Source organism: Bradyrhizobium sp. CCGE-LA001 (assembly GCF_000296215.2).
In the GTDB taxonomy this organism is placed as follows: Bacteria; Pseudomonadota; Alphaproteobacteria; order Rhizobiales; family Xanthobacteraceae; genus Bradyrhizobium.
On record NZ_CP013949.1, the window covers coordinates 6,923,046 to 6,943,046 of the forward strand.

Annotated in this window: 20 protein-coding genes and 1 pseudogene; 10 read left to right on the top strand and 11 right to left on the bottom strand. The window is 64.8% G+C overall.

Annotation, left to right across the window (positions count from 1 at the left end; translation table 11 throughout):
- Window positions 1–30: 30 nt before the first annotated feature.
- From BCCGELA001_RS31520 to BCCGELA001_RS31560, 9 genes are all read left to right on the top strand, one after another.
- Entirely contained in the window at window positions 31–1,680 is a 1,650-nt protein-coding gene (locus tag BCCGELA001_RS31520) for a flagellar hook-length control protein FliK (protein ID WP_060737059.1), read from the top strand.
- A gap of 12 nt (window positions 1,681–1,692) precedes the next feature.
- Window positions 1,693–2,400, top strand: a complete 708-nt coding sequence (locus BCCGELA001_RS31525; RefSeq protein ID WP_008565727.1) for a flagellar hook assembly protein FlgD — start codon at window positions 1,693–1,695, stop codon at window positions 2,398–2,400.
- A gap of 406 nt (window positions 2,401–2,806) precedes the next feature.
- Window positions 2,807–3,082, top strand: a complete 276-nt coding sequence (gene sciP, locus BCCGELA001_RS31530; RefSeq protein WP_002714638.1) for a CtrA inhibitor SciP — start codon at window positions 2,807–2,809, stop codon at window positions 3,080–3,082.
- A gap of 182 nt (window positions 3,083–3,264) precedes the next feature.
- Window positions 3,265–4,878, top strand: coding sequence for a flagellar basal-body MS-ring/collar protein FliF (fliF, locus tag BCCGELA001_RS31535; protein ID WP_060737060.1), 1,614 nt, complete (start codon window positions 3,265–3,267; stop codon window positions 4,876–4,878).
- A 41-nt stretch (window positions 4,879–4,919) separates the two neighbouring features.
- Window positions 4,920–6,014, top strand: a complete 1,095-nt coding sequence (fliG, locus tag BCCGELA001_RS31540; protein ID WP_008546004.1) for a flagellar motor switch protein FliG — start codon at window positions 4,920–4,922, stop codon at window positions 6,012–6,014.
- Window positions 6,014–6,637 carry a FliH/SctL family protein gene (locus BCCGELA001_RS31545; protein ID WP_060737061.1) on the top strand — a complete coding sequence of 208 codons (624 nt, stop codon included), beginning with the start codon at window positions 6,014–6,016 and terminating at the stop codon, window positions 6,635–6,637. Before fliG ends, BCCGELA001_RS31545 begins: the two co-directional genes overlap by 1 nt.
- 3 nt (window positions 6,638–6,640) lie before the next feature.
- Window positions 6,641–6,991 carry a flagellar motor switch protein FliN gene (fliN, locus tag BCCGELA001_RS31550; RefSeq protein WP_008566047.1) on the top strand — a complete coding sequence of 117 codons (351 nt, stop codon included), beginning with the start codon at window positions 6,641–6,643 and terminating at the stop codon, window positions 6,989–6,991.
- Window positions 6,992–7,042: 51 nt separating this feature from the next.
- Complete coding sequence (gene flbD / locus BCCGELA001_RS31555; protein WP_060737062.1) at window positions 7,043–8,425, top strand: sigma-54-dependent transcriptional regulator FlbD; 1,383 nt, start codon at window positions 7,043–7,045, stop codon at window positions 8,423–8,425.
- A 312-nt stretch (window positions 8,426–8,737) separates the two neighbouring features.
- Window positions 8,738–9,886 (top strand): M20 family metallopeptidase, encoded by a 1,149-nt coding sequence (locus tag BCCGELA001_RS31560; protein WP_060737063.1) that lies wholly within the window; start codon window positions 8,738–8,740, stop codon window positions 9,884–9,886.
- 134 nt (window positions 9,887–10,020) lie between these two features.
- Here BCCGELA001_RS31560 and BCCGELA001_RS38075 read toward each other — a convergent pair whose 3' ends face one another.
- The 9 genes from BCCGELA001_RS38075 to BCCGELA001_RS31600 form a co-directional block, all read right to left on the bottom strand.
- The gene (locus BCCGELA001_RS38075; RefSeq protein ID WP_156489411.1) at window positions 10,021–10,179 is read right to left on the bottom strand and encodes a hypothetical protein; all 159 of its coding nucleotides are present in this window, start codon (window positions 10,177–10,179) and stop codon (window positions 10,021–10,023) included.
- 90 nt (window positions 10,180–10,269) lie between these two features.
- Window positions 10,270–10,851, bottom strand: a complete 582-nt coding sequence (locus BCCGELA001_RS31565; RefSeq protein WP_060737064.1) for a flavin reductase family protein — start codon at window positions 10,849–10,851, stop codon at window positions 10,270–10,272.
- A 31-nt stretch (window positions 10,852–10,882) separates the two neighbouring features.
- Entirely contained in the window at window positions 10,883–11,734 is an 852-nt protein-coding gene (locus BCCGELA001_RS31570; protein WP_060737065.1) for an ATP-binding cassette domain-containing protein, read from the bottom strand.
- A gap of 20 nt (window positions 11,735–11,754) precedes the next feature.
- The gene (ssuC, locus tag BCCGELA001_RS31575; RefSeq protein WP_060737066.1) at window positions 11,755–12,561 is read right to left on the bottom strand and encodes an aliphatic sulfonate ABC transporter permease SsuC; all 807 of its coding nucleotides are present in this window, start codon (window positions 12,559–12,561) and stop codon (window positions 11,755–11,757) included.
- Entirely contained in the window at window positions 12,558–13,724 is a 1,167-nt protein-coding gene (gene ssuD / locus BCCGELA001_RS31580) for an FMNH2-dependent alkanesulfonate monooxygenase (RefSeq protein ID WP_008546035.1), read from the bottom strand. The genes ssuC and ssuD overlap by 4 nt, the downstream gene beginning before the upstream one ends.
- An 8-nt stretch (window positions 13,725–13,732) precedes the next feature.
- Window positions 13,733–14,686: a sulfonate ABC transporter substrate-binding protein gene (locus BCCGELA001_RS31585; RefSeq protein WP_060737964.1), complete on the bottom strand. Its 954-nt coding sequence runs from the start codon at window positions 14,684–14,686 to the stop codon at window positions 13,733–13,735.
- A gap of 38 nt (window positions 14,687–14,724) precedes the next feature.
- On the bottom strand, window positions 14,725–15,675 hold the full coding sequence (locus tag BCCGELA001_RS31590; protein ID WP_060737067.1) for a sulfonate ABC transporter substrate-binding protein: 951 nt from the start codon (window positions 15,673–15,675) through the stop codon (window positions 14,725–14,727).
- Window positions 15,676–16,024: 349 nt separating this feature from the next.
- Window positions 16,025–17,191, bottom strand: a complete 1,167-nt coding sequence (locus tag BCCGELA001_RS31595; RefSeq protein ID WP_008546040.1) for a cytochrome P450 — start codon at window positions 17,189–17,191, stop codon at window positions 16,025–16,027.
- 119 nt (window positions 17,192–17,310) lie between these two features.
- The gene (locus tag BCCGELA001_RS31600) at window positions 17,311–18,186 is read right to left on the bottom strand and encodes a L,D-transpeptidase (protein ID WP_060737068.1); all 876 of its coding nucleotides are present in this window, start codon (window positions 18,184–18,186) and stop codon (window positions 17,311–17,313) included.
- Window positions 18,187–18,595: 409 nt separating this feature from the next.
- Here BCCGELA001_RS31600 and BCCGELA001_RS31605 point away from each other — a divergent pair, with 409 nt between their 5' ends.
- On the top strand, window positions 18,596–19,246 hold the full coding sequence (locus BCCGELA001_RS31605) for a Crp/Fnr family transcriptional regulator (protein ID WP_008546043.1): 651 nt from the start codon (window positions 18,596–18,598) through the stop codon (window positions 19,244–19,246).
- 89 nt (window positions 19,247–19,335) lie between these two features.
- Here BCCGELA001_RS31605 and BCCGELA001_RS39190 read toward each other — a convergent pair.
- Both BCCGELA001_RS39190 and BCCGELA001_RS31610 read right to left on the bottom strand, forming a co-directional pair.
- A pseudogene (locus BCCGELA001_RS39190) lies at window positions 19,336–19,470 on the bottom strand (LuxR family transcriptional regulator); the annotation flags it as partial.
- A 70-nt stretch (window positions 19,471–19,540) separates the two neighbouring features.
- On the bottom strand, window positions 19,541–19,993 hold the full coding sequence (locus BCCGELA001_RS31610) for a universal stress protein (protein ID WP_060737965.1): 453 nt from the start codon (window positions 19,991–19,993) through the stop codon (window positions 19,541–19,543).
- Window positions 19,994–20,001: the final 8 nt, after the last annotated feature.

Genomic DNA, 20,001 nt, shown 5'->3' on the forward strand with positions numbered 1-20,001 from the left:
TATGCCGAGAATGTTTCCATGAGGTCGCCTGTGGTCGGTCGGACGTCAGATATTGTGGCAAGCGTGCAGGTCCCGAGCGCGCAGCAAAAGCCTGCCCGCTCGCAGGCGCCGAAAGAGAGTTCCGCGACCGATTCCTTCGGCTCGCTGGTCGACAGCAACACCCAGGCGATCGACAACAACGCGCAGGCGCAGGACACCGCGCCGCGCCGGAGCGAGTCCGCCTCCTCGTCCGCCGCGGATCGCGCGCGCGACACCGCGTCCAGGGATGAGCCCGCGCAGAGTCGGGCGAGCGACGAGTCCGATAGGTCCGCGCCCGCCAGGAACGACGACGACGATCAGGTGAGTGAGACGGCGGCGGATCCGAGCAAGGAAGCCGGCAAGACCAAGGACAAGGATAAGGTCGAGGCCTCCGACACCAAATCGACCGATAAATCCGACGAGGCGAAGGGTGACAAGACCGACACCGTCGACGGCACCGACCCCGCGACCGCTGCCGTCGATGTGGCTGCCGCCACGCCGGCCGATGCGGGCCAGACCGCAATCCCCGATCCCAACGCGATCGTCGTTGCCGCGCCGGTCGTGCCGGCCGATCCGAATGCAGCGGCAAACCAGACCGCCCCCAGCACCGCCTCACCGCTGACCATCGCCGCCGCCGGCCTTGCCGCCAGCGCCTCCACCGCGGCGCAGATTGCCGGCACCAAGACCGATACCGCCACGGCCGGCGACAAGAGCGCCAAGACCGCGGGCGCGGTGATCGATGCCGAGACCACGACGACGCTCGGTGAGACCGCGACCGGCACCATTGAGGCAACCGCGACCGATGCGAAGGCCAATGGCGGCCTGATCGCCGCCGTCAACCAGGGCACGCCGAAGACCTCGTTTAGCGATGCGGCCACAGCGCAGGCCCAGACCGACGTCTCCAATATCGGCCAGGACACCGGCAAGACCGACACCGCCGCTGCGACGCCGACGCATGCAACTGCCGCCGGCACCAACGCCGCGCATGCCCAGGCCGCCAAGTCGCAGGCCGACGTCGGCCTGGCCGAGGCCAAGGCCGGCGCCGCCGACCGCAGCGCCGATGCCGGGCCGGCGACGGCCAATACCCACGCTCATGCAACGGCGCAGGCGAGCCTGCCCGCAACCGACACCAGCGCGCAGGCGGCCTCGGCCGTGCAGGCGCCGCTGACCAATACGATCTCGGCCGCCACCGCCTCGACCGCGACGCTGACCGCGACCGCGGCGACCCACACGGCCGTGCCCATCAGCGGCATCCCGATCGAGATCGCGGCTGCGATCCGCTCCGGCAAGTCGCGCTTCGACATCAGCCTCGATCCGGCCGAACTCGGCAAGATCGATGTCCGCATCAATATCGACCGCAACGGCCAGGTCACCTCGCACCTCACCGTCGAGAAGCCGGAAACGCTGCAGATGCTGCGTCAGGACGCACCGCAATTGCAGCGCGCGCTCGACGATGCCGGCTTCAAGACCGGCAGCAACGGGCTGTCCTTCAGCCTGCGCGACCAGAATTCGTCGGGCCAGAACTCCGGCCAGAACCAGGACAATGGCGGCAATGCCCGCCGGCTGGTCATCAGTGAGGACGAAACCATTGCAGCAGCGCCCGTCGGGCGCGGCTACGGCCGCATGCTCGGATCGAGCAGCGGCGTCGACATCAGAGTGTAAGGAGTATTGGACATGGCTACCACGAACGCCGCGACCTCCTCGCCCGTCGTCTCCGGAACGACGGACCTTCCGAAATCCTCCTCGTCGAACTCGATGAGCTCGACCACGGGATCGACGCTCGCCGGCAATTTCCAGACCTTCCTGACGCTGCTGACGACGCAGCTCCAGAATCAGAACCCGCTGGATCCGCTCGACACCAACCAGTTCACGCAGCAGCTGGTGCAGTTCGCCGGCGTCGAGCAACAGCTCAAGACCAACGATGCGCTGGCCCAGCTCGTTACCCTGCAGCAGACCACGCAGGCGACACAGGCGCTGGGCTTCGTCGGCAAGACCGCTCTCGTCGACGGCACGACCGCGACCATGACCAACTCGTCTGCGACCTGGCACCTCAACGTTCCCACCGACTCGACCGTCGACATCACCGTCGCCAATGCCAGCGGCCAGACCGTGTTCACCGGCAAATATACCGCCGCCGCCGGCACCGACATCCCCTTCACCTGGAACGGGCAGGGCAACGACGGCACGCAATGGCCCGACGGCAAGTACACGATCTCGGCCACGGGCAAGGACATCGCGAACAACAATGTCGGCATCGCCGCCCAGGTGCAGGGCGTGGTGTCCTCGGTCGACCTGACCCAGTCGCCGCCGCTGCTCACCATCGACGGCGCCAGCTACACCCTGAGCCAGGTCAAGAGCATCATCGCGACCAGCAGCAATTGAGGGCGCGCACGCGCGCCACATATGAGGTGTCATCCCCGCCTAGTGCGCAATTGCGCACGGGGGGCGGGGATCCATAACCCCAGGACGTCGTTTTCGCATGAAGCGGTAACTTCCGAGTCGTCGTCAAACTACTCCCTGGGGTTATGGATCCCAGGCTGGCGCTCCGCGCGCCCCGGGACGACAGTAGAGAGCCTTGCAACATCGCGTTCAGGCCCTCATTCGTTAGTAAAGTATTAACGAACACCCCTGCCTGGCCTGCTAAATCGCGTTTTCAGCGCCCCGGGCCGCCCGTGTTCCCGCCAGTTTCAACGAGAATTGTATTGAAGCCTTAGGCTTAGCGGATTTTTAAGCCGCGGGGGTTACGGTTACGGCGTGAGTTCAGTGGTTGAGAGTTTGTGAGTACGCCATGACAGAACCCCATCGCCCGAGGGTAAAATACGTCATCGGGCCGGACGGCAGTCCGTTGACGATCGCGGATCTGCCTGCACCCGGCACCAAACGCTGGGTCATCCGCCGCAAGGCTGAAGTCGTCGCCGCTGTCCGCGGTGGACTTCTCTCCCTTGAGGAGGCCTGCAGCCGTTATACCCTGACGGTCGACGAATTCCTCTCCTGGCAGTTTTCCATCGACCAGCACGGTCTGGCGGGTCTTCGCACCACCCGCATCCAGCAATATCGCCAGTAAGCGATCCGGAAATCTGCGGCTTTTGACGAAAATCGGCCCCGCCCTGCGAGGCCGATTTTTTCATGGCGTTAACTTTTGTCCGACCTCTTAACCTTCGTTAACCATATCGAAACCATCACCTAGGCAATAATTGCCCACTCGGCCTTTCCGGTGAAAGCGGCCGAATCTGTTGGGGCGGTTGCTTGCAAGGTCTTGCGGACTTTCTGAAAAGTATCGGCGCCGCCCGGTTCGGGGCCATGATCGCGGTCACTGCCGCGCTCATCGGCTTCTTCGCGTTCGTCATCATGCGCGTCACCACGCCGCAGATGACGACGCTGTTCACCGACCTCAGCGTCGAGGACTCCTCCAGCATCATCAAGGATCTGGAGCGCCAGGGCATCCAATTCGAGATCCGCAATGAGGGCTCCATCATCATGGTGCCCAAGGACAAGGTCACGCGGCTGAGGATGAAGCTGGCCGAGGGCGGCCTGCCCAAGGGCGGCGGCGTCGGCTATGAGGTGTTCGACAAGTCGGACGCGCTCGGCACCACCTCCTTCGTCCAGAACATCAATCATTTGCGCGCGCTGGAGGGCGAGCTCGCCCGCACCATCCGCGCCATCGACCGCATCCAGAACGCCCGCGTCCATCTGGTGCTGCCGGAGCGTCCGCTGTTCGCGCGCGAGGCGCCGGAGCCGTCGGCCTCGATCGTGGTCCGCGTCCGCGGCGCGCTCGAAGCCCAGCAGATCCGCGCCATCCGCCACCTCGTCGCCTCCGCGGTCAACGGGCTGAAGCCGCAGCGGGTCTCGATCGTCGACGAGGCCGGCCAGCTGCTGGCCGATGGCGCCCAGACCGATCCGGAGCAGGCGCTCGGCGACGAACGCCGCATCGCCTTCGAGAAGCGGATACGCAAGCAGGTCGAGGACATCGTTTCCTCCGTGGTCGGCTCGGGCCGCGCCCGCGTGCAACTCTCCGCCGATTTCGACTTCAACAAGGTCACCCAGACCTCGGACAAGTTCGATCCCGAAGGCCGCGTGCTGCGCTCGAGCCAGACCCGCGAAGAGCAGAGCATGACCGCCGACAATACCGGCCAGGTCACCGTCAACAACGAGCTGCCCGGCAACCAGCAGAACAACGGCGTGGCGGCCAAGGACCAGAGCAAGAAGACCGAAGAGACCAACAATTACGAGATTTCCCGCACCACCAAGACCGAGGTGACCGAGGCCGGGCGGGTCAATCGCATCTCGGTCGCGGTGCTCGTCGACGGCATCTATTCAAAGAACGACAAGGGCGAGCTCGCTTATCAGGACCGCACCAAGGAGCAGCTCGACCGCATCGCCGCGCTGGTGCGCTCGGCGATCGGCTTCGACCAGAAGCGCGGCGACCAGGTCGAGGTCGTCAACCTCCGCTTCGCCGACGCGCCCTCCACCGCCCCGATCGGCGAACCCTCGGGCTTTCTTGGCATGCTCCAGTTCACCAAGGACGACCTCATGTACTTCGTCGAGCTCGGCGTGATGATGCTGCTCGGCCTCGTCGTGCTGTTCCTGGTGATCCGCCCGCTGGTCAAGCGCATCCTCGCTTCCGACGAAGTCGCCGCCGCCATCTCCGGCGTGCTGACGGGACCCGCACCTTCGGAAGAGGCTGCGCCGGCCGCCGGCCAGCCACTGCTGCCGAGCGGCGCCGCCAGCGCGATCGACGTCGCCACCATTCAGGGCCAGGTCCACGCTCAATCCGTCCACCGCGTCGGCGAGCTCGCCGAACGCAACCCCAACGAAACCGTTGCCATCATCCGCCAATGGCTGACCGAACCCGCGAAATAACCCAAACCAACTCTGCCAAGTGCATCAAGAAGTGATCTGACATGGCCGCCAATCTGCAGAACGCCAACTCCAACGACATCACCAGCGTGATCTCCACGCTCGGTCAGCGCGCCGGCAGCCGTGCAGGCGGCGCCAAGGCTGAAGCGCTTGCGGGCCCCAAGCGTGCCGCGATCCTGATGCTGGCGCTCGGTGAGCAATATGGCGGCAAGATCTGGTCGCTGCTCGACGACGACGAGGTGCGCCAGCTCTCGCTGGAGATGTCGACGCTCGGTACCGTCGAGGTCGACACCGTCGAGGACATGCTGCTCGAATTCGTCTCGCGCATGTCGGCCTCGGGCGCGCTGATGGGCAATTTCGACGCCACCGAGCGCCTGCTCCAGCAGTACCTGCCGCCCGAGCGCGTCAACGGCATCATGGACGAGATCCGCGGCCCTGCCGGCCGCAACATGTGGGAGAAGCTCTCCAACGTGCAGGAAGAGGTCCTCGCCAACTACCTCAAGAACGAATACCCGCAGACCATTGCCGTGGTGCTCTCGAAGCTGAAGTCGGAGCATGCCGCCCGCGTGCTCGGCATCCTGCCCGAAGAGCTCGCGCTGGACGTCATCAACCGCATGCTGAAGATGGAGGCGGTGCAGAAGGAGGTGATCGAGAGCGTGGAGAAGACGCTGCGCACCGAGTTCATGTCCAATCTGTCGCAGACCCGCCGCCGCGATGCCCACGAGGTGATGGCGGAGATCTTCAACAATTTCGACCGCCAGACCGAGACCCGCTTCATCACCTCGCTGGAAGAGGACAACCGGGAATCGGCCGAGCGCATCAAGGCGCTGATGTTCACCTTCGACGACCTCGTGAAGCTGGATTCAGGCTCGGCCCAGACCCTGATGCGCAACGTCGACAAGGACAAGCTCGGCGTCGCGCTCAAGAGCGCCAACGAGGACGTCCGCAACTTCTTCTTCGGCAACATGTCCTCGCGCGCTGCCAAGATGCTCCAGGATGACATGGCAGCGATGGGCCCGGTGCGCCTGCGCGACGTCGACGAGGCCCAGGCGCTGCTCGTCAATCTCGCCAAGGACCTCGCCGCCAAGGGCGAGATCATGCTGACCAAGAACCGCGCCGACGACGAGCTGGTGTACTGATGGCCGCTCCGGCGAAATTCCTGTTCGATACCGACTTCGCGGCGCCCGAACGGTCGACGCGCGAGAAGGGCGCGACCGCGGCCGAGATCGCCCAGAAGGTCGCGGAAGCCGAGGCCCGGGCCTATCAGGACGGCTTTGCCGCCGGCCAGCGCGAGGCCAAGGCGGAGAGCGACCGCCGCGTCGCGCTCGCCATGGAAGAGATCAACATCGCAATTCGCGGTGTCGCCTCCGGCATCGGCAGCATCGAGACCAAGATGGAGACCGAGGCGGTCGAGGTCGCGGTCGCGGTCGCCCGCAAGCTGTGCGCCGATCTGGTCGCGGCCGAGCCGCTCGGCGAGATCATGGCACTGGTCAAGGACTGCTTCTCGCATCTGGTCGCGACGCCGCATCTCGTCGTCCGCATCAACGACGCGCTCTACGATGCGGCGCGCGACAAGATCGAGCGGCTCGCCAAGCAGAGCGGCTTCGAGGGCCGGCTGGTGATCCTGGCCGAGCCGGAGATCGCGACCGGCGATTGCCGGATCGAATGGGCCGATGGCGGCGTCGTGCTGGAGCGCAACGCCATCGCGGCCAAGATCGACGAAATGGTCGGACGCTACATCGCGTCCCGCAGGGGGAATTAAGCCATGAGCGACACCGACGGACAGGTCCCGCTGCCCGATCTCAACGGCCCGATGCCGCCCACCGGCACCGATGTCGGCTATACCGAGGACGAATACGCGGCGCGCGTCGCGGCCGACCTCGAAGCCGTGTTCGACGTGCCGGTGCAGGTCTCGGCCGTGCTCGGCCGTTCCAAGATGGACGTGGGCGAGCTGTTGAAGCTCGGGCCCGGCACCGTGCTCGAGCTTGACCGGCGCGTCGGCGAGGCCATCGACATCTACGTCAACAACCGTCTCGTCGCCCGCGGCGAGGTGGTGCTGGTCGAAGACAAGCTCGGCGTGACCATGACCGAAATCATCAAGACCGATCGCGGCTAGCGAACACAGGAATGACGCGCGGCAGCGCGAACAGACGGACAGGAGACTGACATGCGGCTTCTCATCGTTGGCACACTGAAGGGCCAGCTCACCACCGCCACCAAGATCGCGATGGAGAACGGCGCCACCGTGACCCATGCCGAGGATCACGAGCAGGCCATCCGCGTCCTGCGCGGCGGCAAGGGCGCCGACCTCCTGCTGGTCGACGTCGCGCTCGACATCCGCGACCTCGTGATGCGGCTGGAAGCCGAGCACATCCATGCTCCGATCGTCGCCTGCGGCATCACCAACGATGCTCGCGCCGCGGTTGCCGCGATCCATGCCGGCGCCAAGGAATACATCCCGCTGCCGCCGGAGCCGGAGCTGATCGCTGCGGTGCTGGCTGCCGTCGCCAACGATTCCCGAGAGCTGGTCTATCGCGACGACGCCATGGCGCGCGTGATCAAGCTCGCCCAGCAGATTGCGGGCTCCGACGCCTCGGTGATGATCACCGGCGAATCCGGCACCGGCAAGGAAGTGCTGGCGCGCTACGTCCACACCCGCTCGGCACGGGCCAAGCGTCCGTTCATTTCCATCAACTGCGCCGCGATCCCCGAGCATCTGCTGGAATCCGAGCTGTTCGGCCACGAGAAGGGCGCCTTCACCGGCGCGGTCGCCCGCCGCATCGGCAAGTTCGAGGAGGCAACCGGCGGCACGCTGCTGCTCGACGAAATCTCGGAGATGGATGTCCGCCTGCAATCCAAGCTCCTGCGCGCCATCCAGGAGCGCGTGATCGACCGCGTCGGCGGCACCAAGCCTGTAGCCGTGGACATCCGCATCATCGCAACCTCGAACCGCAACCTCGCCGAGGCCGTGCGCGAAGGCACCTTCCGCGAGGATCTGCTGTTCCGCCTGAATGTCGTGAACCTGAAGATTCCGCCGCTGCGCGAGCGGCCTGCCGACATCCTGGAGCTCGCCCAGCATTTCGCGAAGAAATATGCCGAGGCCAACGGCGTGCCGCTGCGCCCGATCTCGGCGGAGGCGCGCCGCGTGCTCTCAACCAATCGCTGGCAGGGCAACGTCCGCGAGCTCGAGAACACCATGCATCGCGCGGTGCTGATGGCGCAAGGCGACGAGATCGGCGCCGACGCGATCATCACGCCCGACGGCGACCGCCTCGACCTCGCCAAGACGCCCCCGGCGGTCGCGCACGCGACCATGGCCGCCGAGCAGGTGACGCGCGCGCTGGTGGGGCGCACCGTCGCCGATGTCGAACGCGACCTGATCCTGGAGACACTGAAGCACTGCCTCGGCAACCGCACCCACGCCGCCAACATCCTGGGGATCTCGATCCGCACGCTGCGCAACAAGCTCAACGAATACGCCGACGGCGGCATCCCGATCACGCCGGCGGGCATGCCGGGGGAATATCCCCGGATGCCGATGGGAGCGTGAGGCGGTATACGCTGATTGAGAATGCAGAATGCCCGGGCTTGGCTCGGGCATTTTGTTTTGGGGTGAGACAAAGGTTGGCGCCACACCCTCAGTGTCGTCCCTGCGAACGCAGGGACCCATAACCCCAGAGAGGAGTTTGACGACGACTATGGTCCGGTAACTCCTACCGCTTTCAACCGATCGATTCCGCGGTATGGGTCCCTGCGTTCGCAGGGACGACAGGAGTAGACATGGCGGCATCGCGTTCTCCGACTAGGTCGCGCCAGCACGACGCCCTATAAACCCCGGCTGACAACCTACGCGAGGATGAACATGTCGGAAGCTCAAATTACGGACTGGCTGGCGTCGCAGCGGCAGGCGATGATCGATCTGCTCCGCGGCGTCGTGAACATCGATTCCGGCTCCTACGACAAGGAGGGTGTCGATGCGGTCGGGGCGCGGTTCGAGCGGCACTTTGCCGAGCACGGCATTCCCGTCAGGCGCGAAAGCCATGGCACGTTCGGCGACGCGATCCATGCCGAGGTCGCAAAGCCCGGGAGCAACGAGAAGCCGGTGCTGTTGATGGGGCATCGCGACACCGTGTTCGGCAAGGGCGAGGCCGGCCGGCGGCCGTTCACCATTCGAGACGGCCGTGCCTATGGGCCGGGTGTCTCCGACATGAAGTCCGGGCTCGTCATGAACGTGTTCGTGGCCACCGCCTTCCACAAATTCGGCGGCCATCCGCATCCGATCAAGCTGCTGATCACCTCGGACGAGGAGATCGGCTCGCCGTCCTCGCGGCCCGTGATCGAGCGTGAGGGACGCGGCGCGCGCGCCGTGTTCAATTCCGAGCCTGGCCGCCCCACCGGCAACGTCGTCACCGGACGCAAGGGCGGCATCTTCATGCATCTCGCCATCACCGGCAAGGCGGCGCATTCCGGCGCCAATTTCGCCGCCGGCATCAGCGCGATCGGCGAGCTCGCGCACAAGATCGTGCAGATCCATGCGCTGACCGATCTCGACAAGGGCATCACGCTCAATGTCGGGCTGGTCTCGGGCGGGCAGTCCGTCAACACCACGGCGCCTTACGCCGAGGGACAGATCGACCTGCGTTACGTCGATTCGGCGGATCGTGCGCGGATCATGGCTGCGATCGAGACGATCGTCGCGACGTCCTACGTGCCAGGCACCAGCGCGATGCTGTCGATCAAAGGCGAGTTCGTGCCGGTGGTGCAGAGCGCCGACTCGAAGGCGCTGTTCGAGACCTATCAGGCCGCCGCGAGGGACGCGGGCCTCACCACGCTCCAGGGCGAGTTCTCCGGCGGCTGCGCCGATTCCGGCTTCACCGCCGCCGTGGGCACGCCGACCATCTGCGGCCTCGGCCCGGTCGGCGGGCTCGCGCACACGCCGGAGGAATATCTCGAGGTCGACAGCATCGTGCCGCGTGCACAGGCGCTGGCGCTGGCGATCTTGAGGGGGTGAACGGGAGCCGTAAGAGCACCGGTGCCGTAGGGTGGGCAAAGGCGCGCTTGCGCCGTGCCCACGATTTCTCTTCGCTGTTAGAAGGGGTGGGCACGCTTCGCTTTGCCCACCCCGAGGCCTGCGCGCGGGCTGACCTACGAATAACTCGGCGCGTCGGGCTTGCGGAAGATGTGGATTGGGTCGCCCGGCACGATCGGCGATCCCGAGAACATCGCGTAGGCGTAGAGTGCGAGATAGGCGATCGCGAGCGCGCCGATGGCGTAGAAGGCCCAGGTCGCAACGCGCTTCATCATTCCGCTCCCCACGCCTTCCAGCGGGAAGGCTCATCGCGCTTCTAGAGCGACGACGCCGAAAAGGCCAGCCTCTGCGTCAGCCTGCGGCGGTCAAGCCCCGCGGCGGCTGCGCGTGGGAACACTGACGTCGGCGAGCCTAACCGCGTCCTCGTCCTGGTCGACCGCCACATACTGGCCGTGCCAATAGGCCAGCGCGGCGGTGCGCGGCGAGCTCCTGATGTCCCTGACGCGGCCGATGACGATGCCGTGCGAGTGACGCTCGACGATCTCCTCGACCTCGCAATCGACGGCCGACAACGCGCCGACCAGCAGCGGAACGCCCGAAACCGAGGTCACCCATTGGCTGCCTGCAAAGCGATCGGCGCCCTTCAGCCCGCCCTTCCCCGCAAAGCGCTCGGCCACATCGAGCTGGTCGGCGTTGAGGATGTTCACGCCGAAGGCGCCGTAGCGGCGGATCAACGGAAACGACGAGGCATCCCTGTTGATGCTGACCAGCAGCGTCGGCGGCTCCACCGACAGCGAGGTCACCGAGGTGACCGTCATGCCGGTAATGTCCTTGCCGCGCCCGGCGGTGATGACGCTGACGCCGCCGGTGAGATGGCGCATGGCGCCGCGGAAATCGGCGGACGAGACGGGGATTTCAGTCATGAGATCGCGGGGGACTACATTCATGGCGTTGCTCCCCGAACCGGGGTTCCCTTATTTAGGTACGATCGTCCGCCGACAACAGGTGGCTCAGGATCGAGCCTTCGAGGCCGGCCAGCTCGACCGACCCGCGCTGGCGGGGCCGGGCCACGTTAACCGTGACGTCATGGGCGATACGGCCCTCCTCGATCACGAGCACGCGGTCGGCCAGCGCGACCGCCTCGGCGACGTCGTGGGTGACGAGGATGGCGGTAATGCCCTGGTCGCGCCAGACGCGCTCCAGGAGACGCTGCATCGAGATCCGGGTCAGCGCATCCAGCGCGCCGAGCGGCTCGTCGAAGGCGAGCACGCGCGGCCGGGAGACCAGCGCGCGGCCGAGCGCGACGCGCTGCTTCTGGCCACCCGACAGCACCGAGGGCCATTGGTCGCGCTTGTCGGTCAGCCCGACCTCACTCAGCGCCTTCTCGGCGCGCGCCTGCGCATCGGTGGAGGCGCGCTCGCGGCCGAGGCCGACCTCGACATTGGCGAGCACCCGAGCCCAGGGCAACAGCCGCGGCTCCTGGAACATCACGCGGATGTCCTCGGGCTGGATGTCTTTTGGCTGCATGTCTTGGCCGAAGCTAATGCTGCCGGCATCGACTTTTTCCAGTCCCGCGATCAGACGCAGCAGCGTGCTCTTGCCGCAACCGCTTTTTCCCACGATGGCGACGAACTGGCCGGCCGGGATGTGCAGGTCGATGCCGCGTAGCACCTCGTTGCTGCCGTAGGATTTGCGCAAGCTGCGGATGCTGAGCGGGAGGCCGGCGGTCTGCACCGGGCGCTCCTCGCGCACGACACGGGCGTGCGGCGCGAAATTGGCGCGGCTGGCGAGCTCGGACTCGGGAAGGGAGGTACGAAGCGCTGTCTGCATGTGATTCCCAGTATTTCTGCTCAACGTTTCTGAAAGGCGGGATGCCAGGAGAGCGTCAGGCGCTCCAGCACGCGTGAGGCGCTGTCGGCGAGCTTGCCGAGCAGGGCGTAGATCAGGATCGAGAGCACAACGACGTCGATCAGCATGAACTCGCGCGCCTGCATCGCCATGTAGCCGAGGCCCGAGGATGCCGCGATGGTCTCGGCGACGATCAGGGTCAGCCACATGATGCCGAGCGCGAAGCGGATGCCGACGAAGATCGAGGGCAGCGCGCCCGGAAAGATCACCCGTCGGAACAGCTCGCCATCGGTCATGCCGTAGGTGCGGCCCATCTCGATCAGTTGCGGATCGACGGTGCGGATGCCGTGCAGCGTGTTGAGGTAGATCGGGAAGAACACGCCGAGCGCCACCAGGAACAGCTTTGCGCTCTCGTCGATGCCGAACCACAGGATCACCAGCGGGATCAGCGCCAGATGCGGCACGTTACGCACCATCTGCAGCGTGGTGTCGGTGAGCTTGGCCGAGAGCTGCGACAGGCCGTTGGCAAGCCCGAAGGCGAAGCCGATGCTGCCGCCGATCAGGAAGCCGATCGAGGCGCGCCAGAACGAGACCCAGATGTTGCGGACGAGCTCGCCCGAGAGCAGAAGCTTCCAACCCGCGAGCACGACGTCGCTCGGCGCCGGTAGCACGCGGGTCGGCACGAAGCCGGTGACGCTCGCGACCTGCCAGATCGCGATGATGGCGAGCGGAACGATCCACTGGATCAGGCCGTCGACGCGCGGCAGGCGGACGCCGCGCGGAAGCGAGATGCTGTCGATCAGGCTCATGACTGCGACACCCGATGCTGCGGACGGAAATCGCTGCCGACCGTCTCGCCGAACGGACCGCCGTTGAAATGCAGCTTGGTGACGTTGCTCGGCTGCTCCAGCGCGAGCAGCGGGAACACCAGCTCGGCAAAGCGATAGGCTTCCTCCAGATGCGGATAGCCCGACATGATGAACGTATCGATGCCGAGATCCTGATATTCCCTGATCCGGGCCGCGACCGTTTCGGCGTCGCCGACCAGCGCGGTGCCGGCACCGCCGCGCACGAGGCCGACGCCGGCCCACAGGTTCGGCGCGATCTCGAGCTTGTCGCGCTTGCCGCCGTGGAGCTGCGCCATGCGCTGCTGGCCGACGGAGTCCATGCGGGCAAAATTCTTCTGCGCCAGCGCAATGGTCTCGTCGCTGACATGCTTGATCAGCTCGTTCGCATCGCGCCAGGCCGCCTCATTGGTCTCGCGGACGATCACGTGAAGGCGGATGCCGAAGGAGAGCTTTCTGCCGCGCGCTGCGGCGACCTCCCTCACCTTCGCGATCTTCTCGGCGACCAGCGCCGGCGGCTCGCCCCAGGTGAGATATTTGTCGACGGTGTCGACTGCGACGTCGATGCCGGCATCGGACGAGCCGCCGAAATAGAGCGGCGGCCGCGGCGACTGCACCGGCGGAAACAGGAGCCTGCTGCCCTCGACATGGATGTGCTTGCCTTCGGCATTCACCGTCTTGCCGGCGAGCAGATCGCCATAGACGCCCAGGAACTCGCGGGTGACCTCGTAGCGCTCGTCATGGGACAGGAATATGCCGTCGCCCTTGTTCTCGACGGGATCGCCGCCGGTGACGACGTTAACGAGGAGCCGGCCGTTCGTGATGCGGTCGAGCGTCGCGGTCATGCGCGCGGCCACGCTCGGCGATTGCAGGCCGGGGCGGACGGCGACGAGATAGCGCAGCCGCTCGGTGAACGGTGCGACGCTCGACGCAACGATCCAGGAATCCTCGCAGGATCGCCCGGTCGGCAACAGCACGCCGAAATAGCCGAGCTGGTCGGCGGCCTGCGCGATCTGCCGCAGATAATTGAAGTTGACCTCGCGGCCGCCGATGCCGGTGCCGAGATAGCGGCCGTCGCCGTGGGTCGGCAGGAACCAGAGGATGTTGGGGCTAGACTGCTTGCTCATGGTCGTACTCACGATCCTGACTTCCGGGCGACGTCGGAAATCTTGATGGATTTGGGGATGAGGCCCAGCGCGAAGAACGCGTCGGCCACCTGCTGCTGGTCGGCGACGACGGCATCGGTGATCGGCTTGATGCCGTAGGACTGCCGCTTCAAGGCGACCTCGACCACGGGGACCGGGAGGCCGATTGACGGCGCCAGCTGTTCCGCCACAGCATGGATGTCGCCCTTGGCCCAGTCGTCGACTGCGCTCAACTCAGCGAGCACGGCGTCGACGATCTTCGGGTTGGCGTCGAGGAATTTCTTCGAGGAGAAATAGAACTGGTAGTTGGCGACGATGCCGGTGCCGTCCGAGAGCGTCCGCGCGCCGGTGGCGGCCTCCGCCGCGGCCTGGAACGGATCCCAGATCACCCAGGCATCGACCGCGCCACGCTCGAAGGCGGCGCGGGCATCGGCGGGCGCCAGGAACACGGGCTCGATCTCGTTATATTTGACGCCCGCCTTCTCCAACGCCTTGACCAGGAGATAGTGGACGTTGGAGCCCTTGTTGAGCGCGACCTTCTTGCCCTTGAGGTCGGCGACCGATTTCAGCGGGCTGTCCTTCGGCACCAGGATCGCCTCGCCCTTCGGCGCCGGCGGCTCATAGGCGACGTACTGGATCGGCGCGCCCGCGGCCTGCGCGAAGATCGGCGGGGCTTCGCCGGTGTTGCCAAAATCGATGGCGCCGACATTGAGCGCCTCGAGCAGCGGCGGGCCCGACGGGAATTCGGTCCACACCACCTTGTAGCCGTCTGCGGCGAGCTTCGGCTCCAGCGTGCCCTTGCTCTTGAGCAGCACCAGCTTGCCGTATTTCTGGTAGCCGATGCGGACCACCTTGTCCTGGCCATAGGAGGTGCCGACCGCGGCGGCGACGATGCCGATCGACAGCACGATGGCCGCGATCAGACGCTGGATGATACGCCTCATGTTCAAACCCTTGTGGATGGGAAGAGTGATCGGCACGGTCAGGCTGCCTGATAGCGCCAGACGATGTCGCGAATGACGATCGGCTTCGGGATCAGGCCGAGCTTGTAGAAGCGGTCGGCGACGCCCTGCTGGGTCGCGACGATCTCGTCGGTGACGGGGCCGACCACGAAGTTCGCGCGGTTGGCGGCCAAGGTCTGGATATCAAGTGGGACGCCGGTGATGGCAGCGAGCGATTTGGCGACCTCGTCGCGGTGCTGCTCAGCCCATTTGCCTGCCGCGGTCGTCACGTCGACGATCTGCTGAAGGATCGCGCCATGATTCTTCGCGAACTCGCGATTGGCGATGTAGAAGGAGTTCGTCTTGGTGACCTCGCGCGAATTGATCAGGATGCGGCCGTTCTGCTTGGTCTCGCCGATCGCGAAATACGGGTCCCAGATCGCCCAAGCCTCGATGCTACCATTGGCGAAGGCGGGGCCGGCGTCCGGCGGCGTTAGATAGACCGGCGTGATGTCGGCATAGGTGAGGCCCGCCTTCTCCAGGGTCTGCACCACCATGTTGTGGGCGCTGGAGCCCTTGGTGAAGCCGATGCGCTTGCCCTTGAGATCGGCGATGGTGCGGATCGGCGAATCCTTCGGCACCAGGATGCCCTGGCCGTTGGTGATGGGCTGACCGGCGGCATAGACGATCGCGGCGCCCGCGGCCTGCGCGAACACCGGCGGGGAATCGCCGACCGCGCCGAAATCGACGCTGCCGACATTCATCGCCTCCATCATCGGCGGCCCCGAGGAGAACTCGATCCATTTCACGTCGATGCCGAGGGGCGTGAAATGTTTTTCCAAGGCGGCCTGCTGGCGCGTGATGACCAGCACGCCGGTCTTCTGGTAGCCGACACGAATTTCCTTCACCGCGCTCTGCGCGTTGGCGCGCGAGACGAACGCTGCGGAAGCGGCGGTTCCAACGGACAATTTCAGAAAGTCGCGACGCTGCATTCCACACTCCCGGCCGCGTGCGGCCGTCATTCCCTGCGATGAGGGGATGATGGGGCGGGTCAGTGGAGGTGTCGAGACATGCGGAAAAATAGCGATGCGCGCACTGCGCGTGAGGCAAAGGGCATGATTAATATTTCAATCGGCGGAGCTGATGCAGGGCGAATTTTTTCCGCACGCGAATGTGACAATCGCGGGGCTCAAACCCAAACTGCGAAAACAACCCCATGCACAGTAGGCAAGGTCTTGTTCTGAAACGCGTTTCGTATTTTACGAATTTGACTTTGACCCGTCGGGCAAAACAGTGGCAGAAGGTCATCATGCCGCGGAAGGATTGGGGGCTCCTCGCCGGCTAGTGCCGCCATCTCACCGGCAAATTCTGCAGCCCGCGGAAGGCCCAGCCGCCGATCCGCACCTCCTCGTCATCGGCGATCTCGAGCTGTTTGGCGCGCGCGAACACCGTGGGCAGCGCGACGTCGGCGATCATCGCGCGCGAAGCCGAGGCGCCGGCGCAGAAATGCGGTCCTGCGCCGAAGGCAACGCTCTTCGACGTATCGCGCCGCACGTCGAAATGGTCAGCGCGTTGGAAATGTTTCTCGTCGCGATTGGCCGAGCCGAACATCAGGAACACGCGCTCATCGAGCTCGAACGCCACGTCGCGGATAGTCCAGGGCTTGGCGATGCGGCGCGGCGACATGCCGATCGGCGAGATCCAGCGGGCATATTCTTCGAAGGCCTGGAGCCAGGACACCTCACCGCGCCTGATAAGATCGAGCTGGTCGGGATGGGTGAGCAGCGCCCACACCGTGCCGGCGATCGCCTTGCGCGGCTCGTTCTGGCCGCCGGAGATCGCGAGTTTGACATTTGCGCGCACGCTTTCCATCGCCATGCCCGATGCGAGGAGCACGCCGAGGATGCTCTGGTCGGGATGTTTGCGCTTCACCGGCAGGATGTCGTCGATCGCAGCATCAATGCCTGAGGTCGCCGCATGACAGCGCGCCTCGACCGCGGGGTCACCGCCATAATTGGCAATGCCCTCGATCATGCCTTGCGACCACGCATCCATGTCCTGAAAGCCGATATTGGTGAGGCCGGTGATCGACTTCAGGCATTCGCCGGAGAACGGCAGCGCGAAGTCGCGCATGAAATCGATCCGGCCGGGCTCGATGGCATCGAGAATGCGGTCGGCATGAGCCTGGAACTGCGCGGTCCAGTGCGCCTTCACCGTCCTCGGCGACACCGTCGGGAACATGGCGCGGCGCTCGACCTGATGCGCCTCGCCGTCCTTGCGCATCATGTTGTGGCCCATCAGCCGGTTCATCAGGCCTGCGGGCTGGTGCGAAGAGAACACGTCGATCTGTTTCTCGGAGATCGAGATGTCATCGCGGCTCGTCAGCAGCGTCGAGCCGAGCTGCGGCACGAAAGCGATCGGCGCTTCCTTGCGCATTTTCGCGAGCATCGGATAGGGGTCGGCCCAGAACGCGGCCGGGTCGATGTCGATGCGCGGCGCCGTGCTCAAAGGCGGTGTCTCCCGGTTTCTCGTGCTTCAGGGAGACTAGCGGACTCCGCCGCGGGCGTCTGTCCCCAGCGATAGGGACGGACGGAATTGGAACGCAGACCGAGAACCGAGGACTGCCGTTACCGGGCCGCGGCGATCCTCGGCTCAGGTGACACCATCTGAGCGTTGGCTGCCAAGGGCCGGTTCGAGGGCGAAGCCGGCTCCGGGAAGCGGGACGCGGCGTCGGACGGCGCTCCCTGGGATGGCCGGCGGGCAGCATTTCCCGGAAGCACGATCACTTTCGCGCCGACCTTCACCCGCTCATAGAGGTCCGTGACGTCGTCATTGGTCAGCCGGATGCAGCCGGACGACACCCGCTTGCCGATCGTATCGGGCTTGTTGGTGCCGTGAATGCGATATTCGGTCTCGCCCAGATACATCGCGCGCGCGCCGAGCGGATTGCCGGGGCCGCCTGCCATGAACCGCGGCAGATAAGGCTGACGCCCGATCATCTCGGTCGGCGGATGCCAATCCGGCCATTCGGCCTTGCGGGCCACGGTCTGCTCGCCGGACCATGTGAATCCTTCGCGGCCGACACCGATGCCGTAGCGCATCGCCTGCCTGTCGTTCAGGACGAGATAAAGGAATGTGTTCCCGGTATCGATGATCACGGTGCCCGGCGTCTGGCGGCTGGCATAGTCGACCACCTGCCGGACCAATGCCCCGGGAGCATCAGCGTCGGCTTTTGGTGGCTCGGCCAGAGGCGCCGGGGCTGGAATCGGAGCCGGAGCCGGAGCAGGAGCCGGCGCCGCTGCATGGACCGGAGGTGCCACGTACACCGGGCTCGACGATGCCCGGGCTTCCTGCGCGGTCGGCTTCCGCACCGGTTGCGCGCTCCAAGGGCGAGACAACAAACCGTATCCCAAAGCGGCGACGGCCACCGCGCCAATTGCAACTCGCGCGGCCATCGGCAGGGCGAGCGGCTCCGCCTTTCCACGCTTGGCACGCTTGCTCATGTCTTCTCCCAGGTCACCACGCCCAAGAGAGGTACCCAGCAAAATTTAAGAAACTTCGAAGCGATGTGGCTGGGGCTGGAACCGTCTGCGATGGTTAACGCGGGATTCGTGCTCGACGACATCATTTCAGGTCGCGATGTAGAGACGCGCGTCTCATCGCGGAAACGGGCCGAGGTCTCAATCGCCCGCCGGAGAGCACACGCTCCGCTTGTTCGGGTCACCTGCAGTAAGCGAACCCTCGGGGCGCTCTGAGCTGAGGTTTGCACGGGCTCAGATGCCGGCGTTCAGAGTGACTGATGAAATTCGGGAGCAGACCTCGAAGCTCTCCGCCAGCCTCACTTCCGCCCGATATCGCAAGCGATTCTAGCAGCATTCTTTCTGATATTGATTGCGCCGGTCGGGTACTGACATGACCTTGATTGAGGCTATCGGCTATTTGGCATCGGCTCTCGTCCTGCTCACGTTCTGCATGAGCACCATGTTGAGCCTGCGTGCGGTGGCAATTTGCAGTAACTTCGCGTTCATCAGCTACGGTTTCGGGGCCGGGCTGTACCCTGTTCTTGTTCTGCACGTCGTGCTGCTTCCTTTGAACATCGTATTGCTCGTTCGCATGGTGATTTTGCTCCGGAAAGCGAAGCTCGCGGCGGCCACGGATCTATCACCATTGTGGATGCAGCCATTCATGTGGCCAAAGCATTTCAAGGCTGGGGAGACGATCTTCAGAAAGGGCCAGCATGCCGATTTGCTTTATATGGTCGTATCGGGCGAAGTTGGGCTTCCGGAGATTGACCAGCGACTCTCGGCAGGTGATCTCTTCGGTGAGATTGGATTGTTCTCTTTAGAAAGACGACGCACGCAGACCGCGGTTGCAGCAACCAATGTGGATCTGCTTTGCATCAGCGACGAAGCATTGAAAAAGCTCTGCGAGCGCAATCCTGGCTTATCGTTGTACTTCCTGCGATTGACGGCTACTCGAATGACACAAAATGCCTCCCGGCTTCCCCCGATCGGCGCCAACGCCCCATCGAACTGTGATCTTGGATCGGATCGCCCTTTTTAATCCGCAGCGGGTCACAACGCGGCGGCTCAGCGGACTGATTGCATGTCCGCTTTGCGTTGGGAGGCAGATATCGCGGCCTGAGAGTGGGTTCAGTTCAGGCCTCGGGGCCCTGCGAGCAGGCGCAGCACGATCGCGAACAGCTCGCTCTGCGAGGAGATGCCGAGCCGCTCATAGGCGCGCTTGCGGTAGGTTAGCGTCGAATGCAGGCTGATGCCGAGTTCTTGCTGGCCGCAGGTCAGTTAAGGGGGACAGAGATGACCAGGCCGATCCGCTCCATCAGGACTGCCTGTTTGACTATACCACCACCAGCACCGGCACGCTTCCGTTAGCCAGGACCTCAGATGTCTGACTTCCCAGAAAGAGCCTTTTGAGTCCGCGTCGCCCGTGAGACGACATCACGATCAAATCGCACCCTCTGGACTTGGCAGTTTCGACGATCGCGGTGGCTGGATGGGCGTCTGGAACGTGCAACAGTTCGGCAGATACACCGGACTGCTCCGCGACAGTTCGAGCCTCATGGAGAACTTTGCTCGCGCCTTCTCTCTGAGCGGTATTGAATCGATCCATTTCCTCCTGCGTAGGAATGTACCCTCCGGCGTGTCCGCTCCCATAGTCGATGTACATCCCTTCAGTGACGGTGATGATTGTCGCTCTAGCGCCAACGGCCTTTGCCAGGGCAATGCCATGCTTCACGCCCTTGTTCGCGAGCTCTGATCCATCCGTGCTCAAGAGAATATTGGCGTACATCACGCCCT

Excerpts from the sequence above, each read along its gene's own strand:
- BCCGELA001_RS31525 (WP_008565727.1), top strand. The coding sequence starts at position 1,693 with ATGGCTACCACGAACGCCGCGACCTCCTCGCCCGTCGTCTCCGGAACG.
- sciP (WP_002714638.1), top strand. The coding sequence starts at position 2,807 with ATGACAGAACCCCATCGCCCGAGGGTAAAATACGTCATCGGGCCGGAC.
- fliG (WP_008546004.1), top strand. The coding sequence starts at position 4,920 with ATGGCCGCCAATCTGCAGAACGCCAACTCCAACGACATCACCAGCGTG.
- BCCGELA001_RS31545 (WP_060737061.1), top strand. The coding sequence starts at position 6,014 with ATGGCCGCTCCGGCGAAATTCCTGTTCGATACCGACTTCGCGGCGCCC.
- fliN (WP_008566047.1), top strand. The coding sequence starts at position 6,641 with ATGAGCGACACCGACGGACAGGTCCCGCTGCCCGATCTCAACGGCCCG.
- flbD (WP_060737062.1), top strand. The coding sequence starts at position 7,043 with ATGCGGCTTCTCATCGTTGGCACACTGAAGGGCCAGCTCACCACCGCC.
- BCCGELA001_RS31560 (WP_060737063.1), top strand. The coding sequence starts at position 8,738 with ATGTCGGAAGCTCAAATTACGGACTGGCTGGCGTCGCAGCGGCAGGCG.
- BCCGELA001_RS38075 (WP_156489411.1), bottom strand. The coding sequence starts at position 10,179 with ATGATGAAGCGCGTTGCGACCTGGGCCTTCTACGCCATCGGCGCGCTC.
- BCCGELA001_RS31565 (WP_060737064.1), bottom strand. The coding sequence starts at position 10,851 with ATGAATGTAGTCCCCCGCGATCTCATGACTGAAATCCCCGTCTCGTCC.
- BCCGELA001_RS31570 (WP_060737065.1), bottom strand. The coding sequence starts at position 11,734 with ATGCAGACAGCGCTTCGTACCTCCCTTCCCGAGTCCGAGCTCGCCAGC.
- ssuC (WP_060737066.1), bottom strand. The coding sequence starts at position 12,561 with ATGAGCCTGATCGACAGCATCTCGCTTCCGCGCGGCGTCCGCCTGCCG.
- ssuD (WP_008546035.1), bottom strand. The coding sequence starts at position 13,724 with ATGAGCAAGCAGTCTAGCCCCAACATCCTCTGGTTCCTGCCGACCCAC.
- BCCGELA001_RS31585 (WP_060737964.1), bottom strand. The coding sequence starts at position 14,686 with ATGAGGCGTATCATCCAGCGTCTGATCGCGGCCATCGTGCTGTCGATC.
- BCCGELA001_RS31590 (WP_060737067.1), bottom strand. The coding sequence starts at position 15,675 with ATGCAGCGTCGCGACTTTCTGAAATTGTCCGTTGGAACCGCCGCTTCC.
- BCCGELA001_RS31600 (WP_060737068.1), bottom strand. The coding sequence starts at position 18,186 with ATGAGCAAGCGTGCCAAGCGTGGAAAGGCGGAGCCGCTCGCCCTGCCG.
- BCCGELA001_RS31605 (WP_008546043.1), top strand. The coding sequence starts at position 18,596 with ATGACCTTGATTGAGGCTATCGGCTATTTGGCATCGGCTCTCGTCCTG.
- BCCGELA001_RS31610 (WP_060737965.1), bottom strand. The coding sequence starts at position 19,993 with ATGTACGCCAATATTCTCTTGAGCACGGATGGATCAGAGCTCGCGAAC.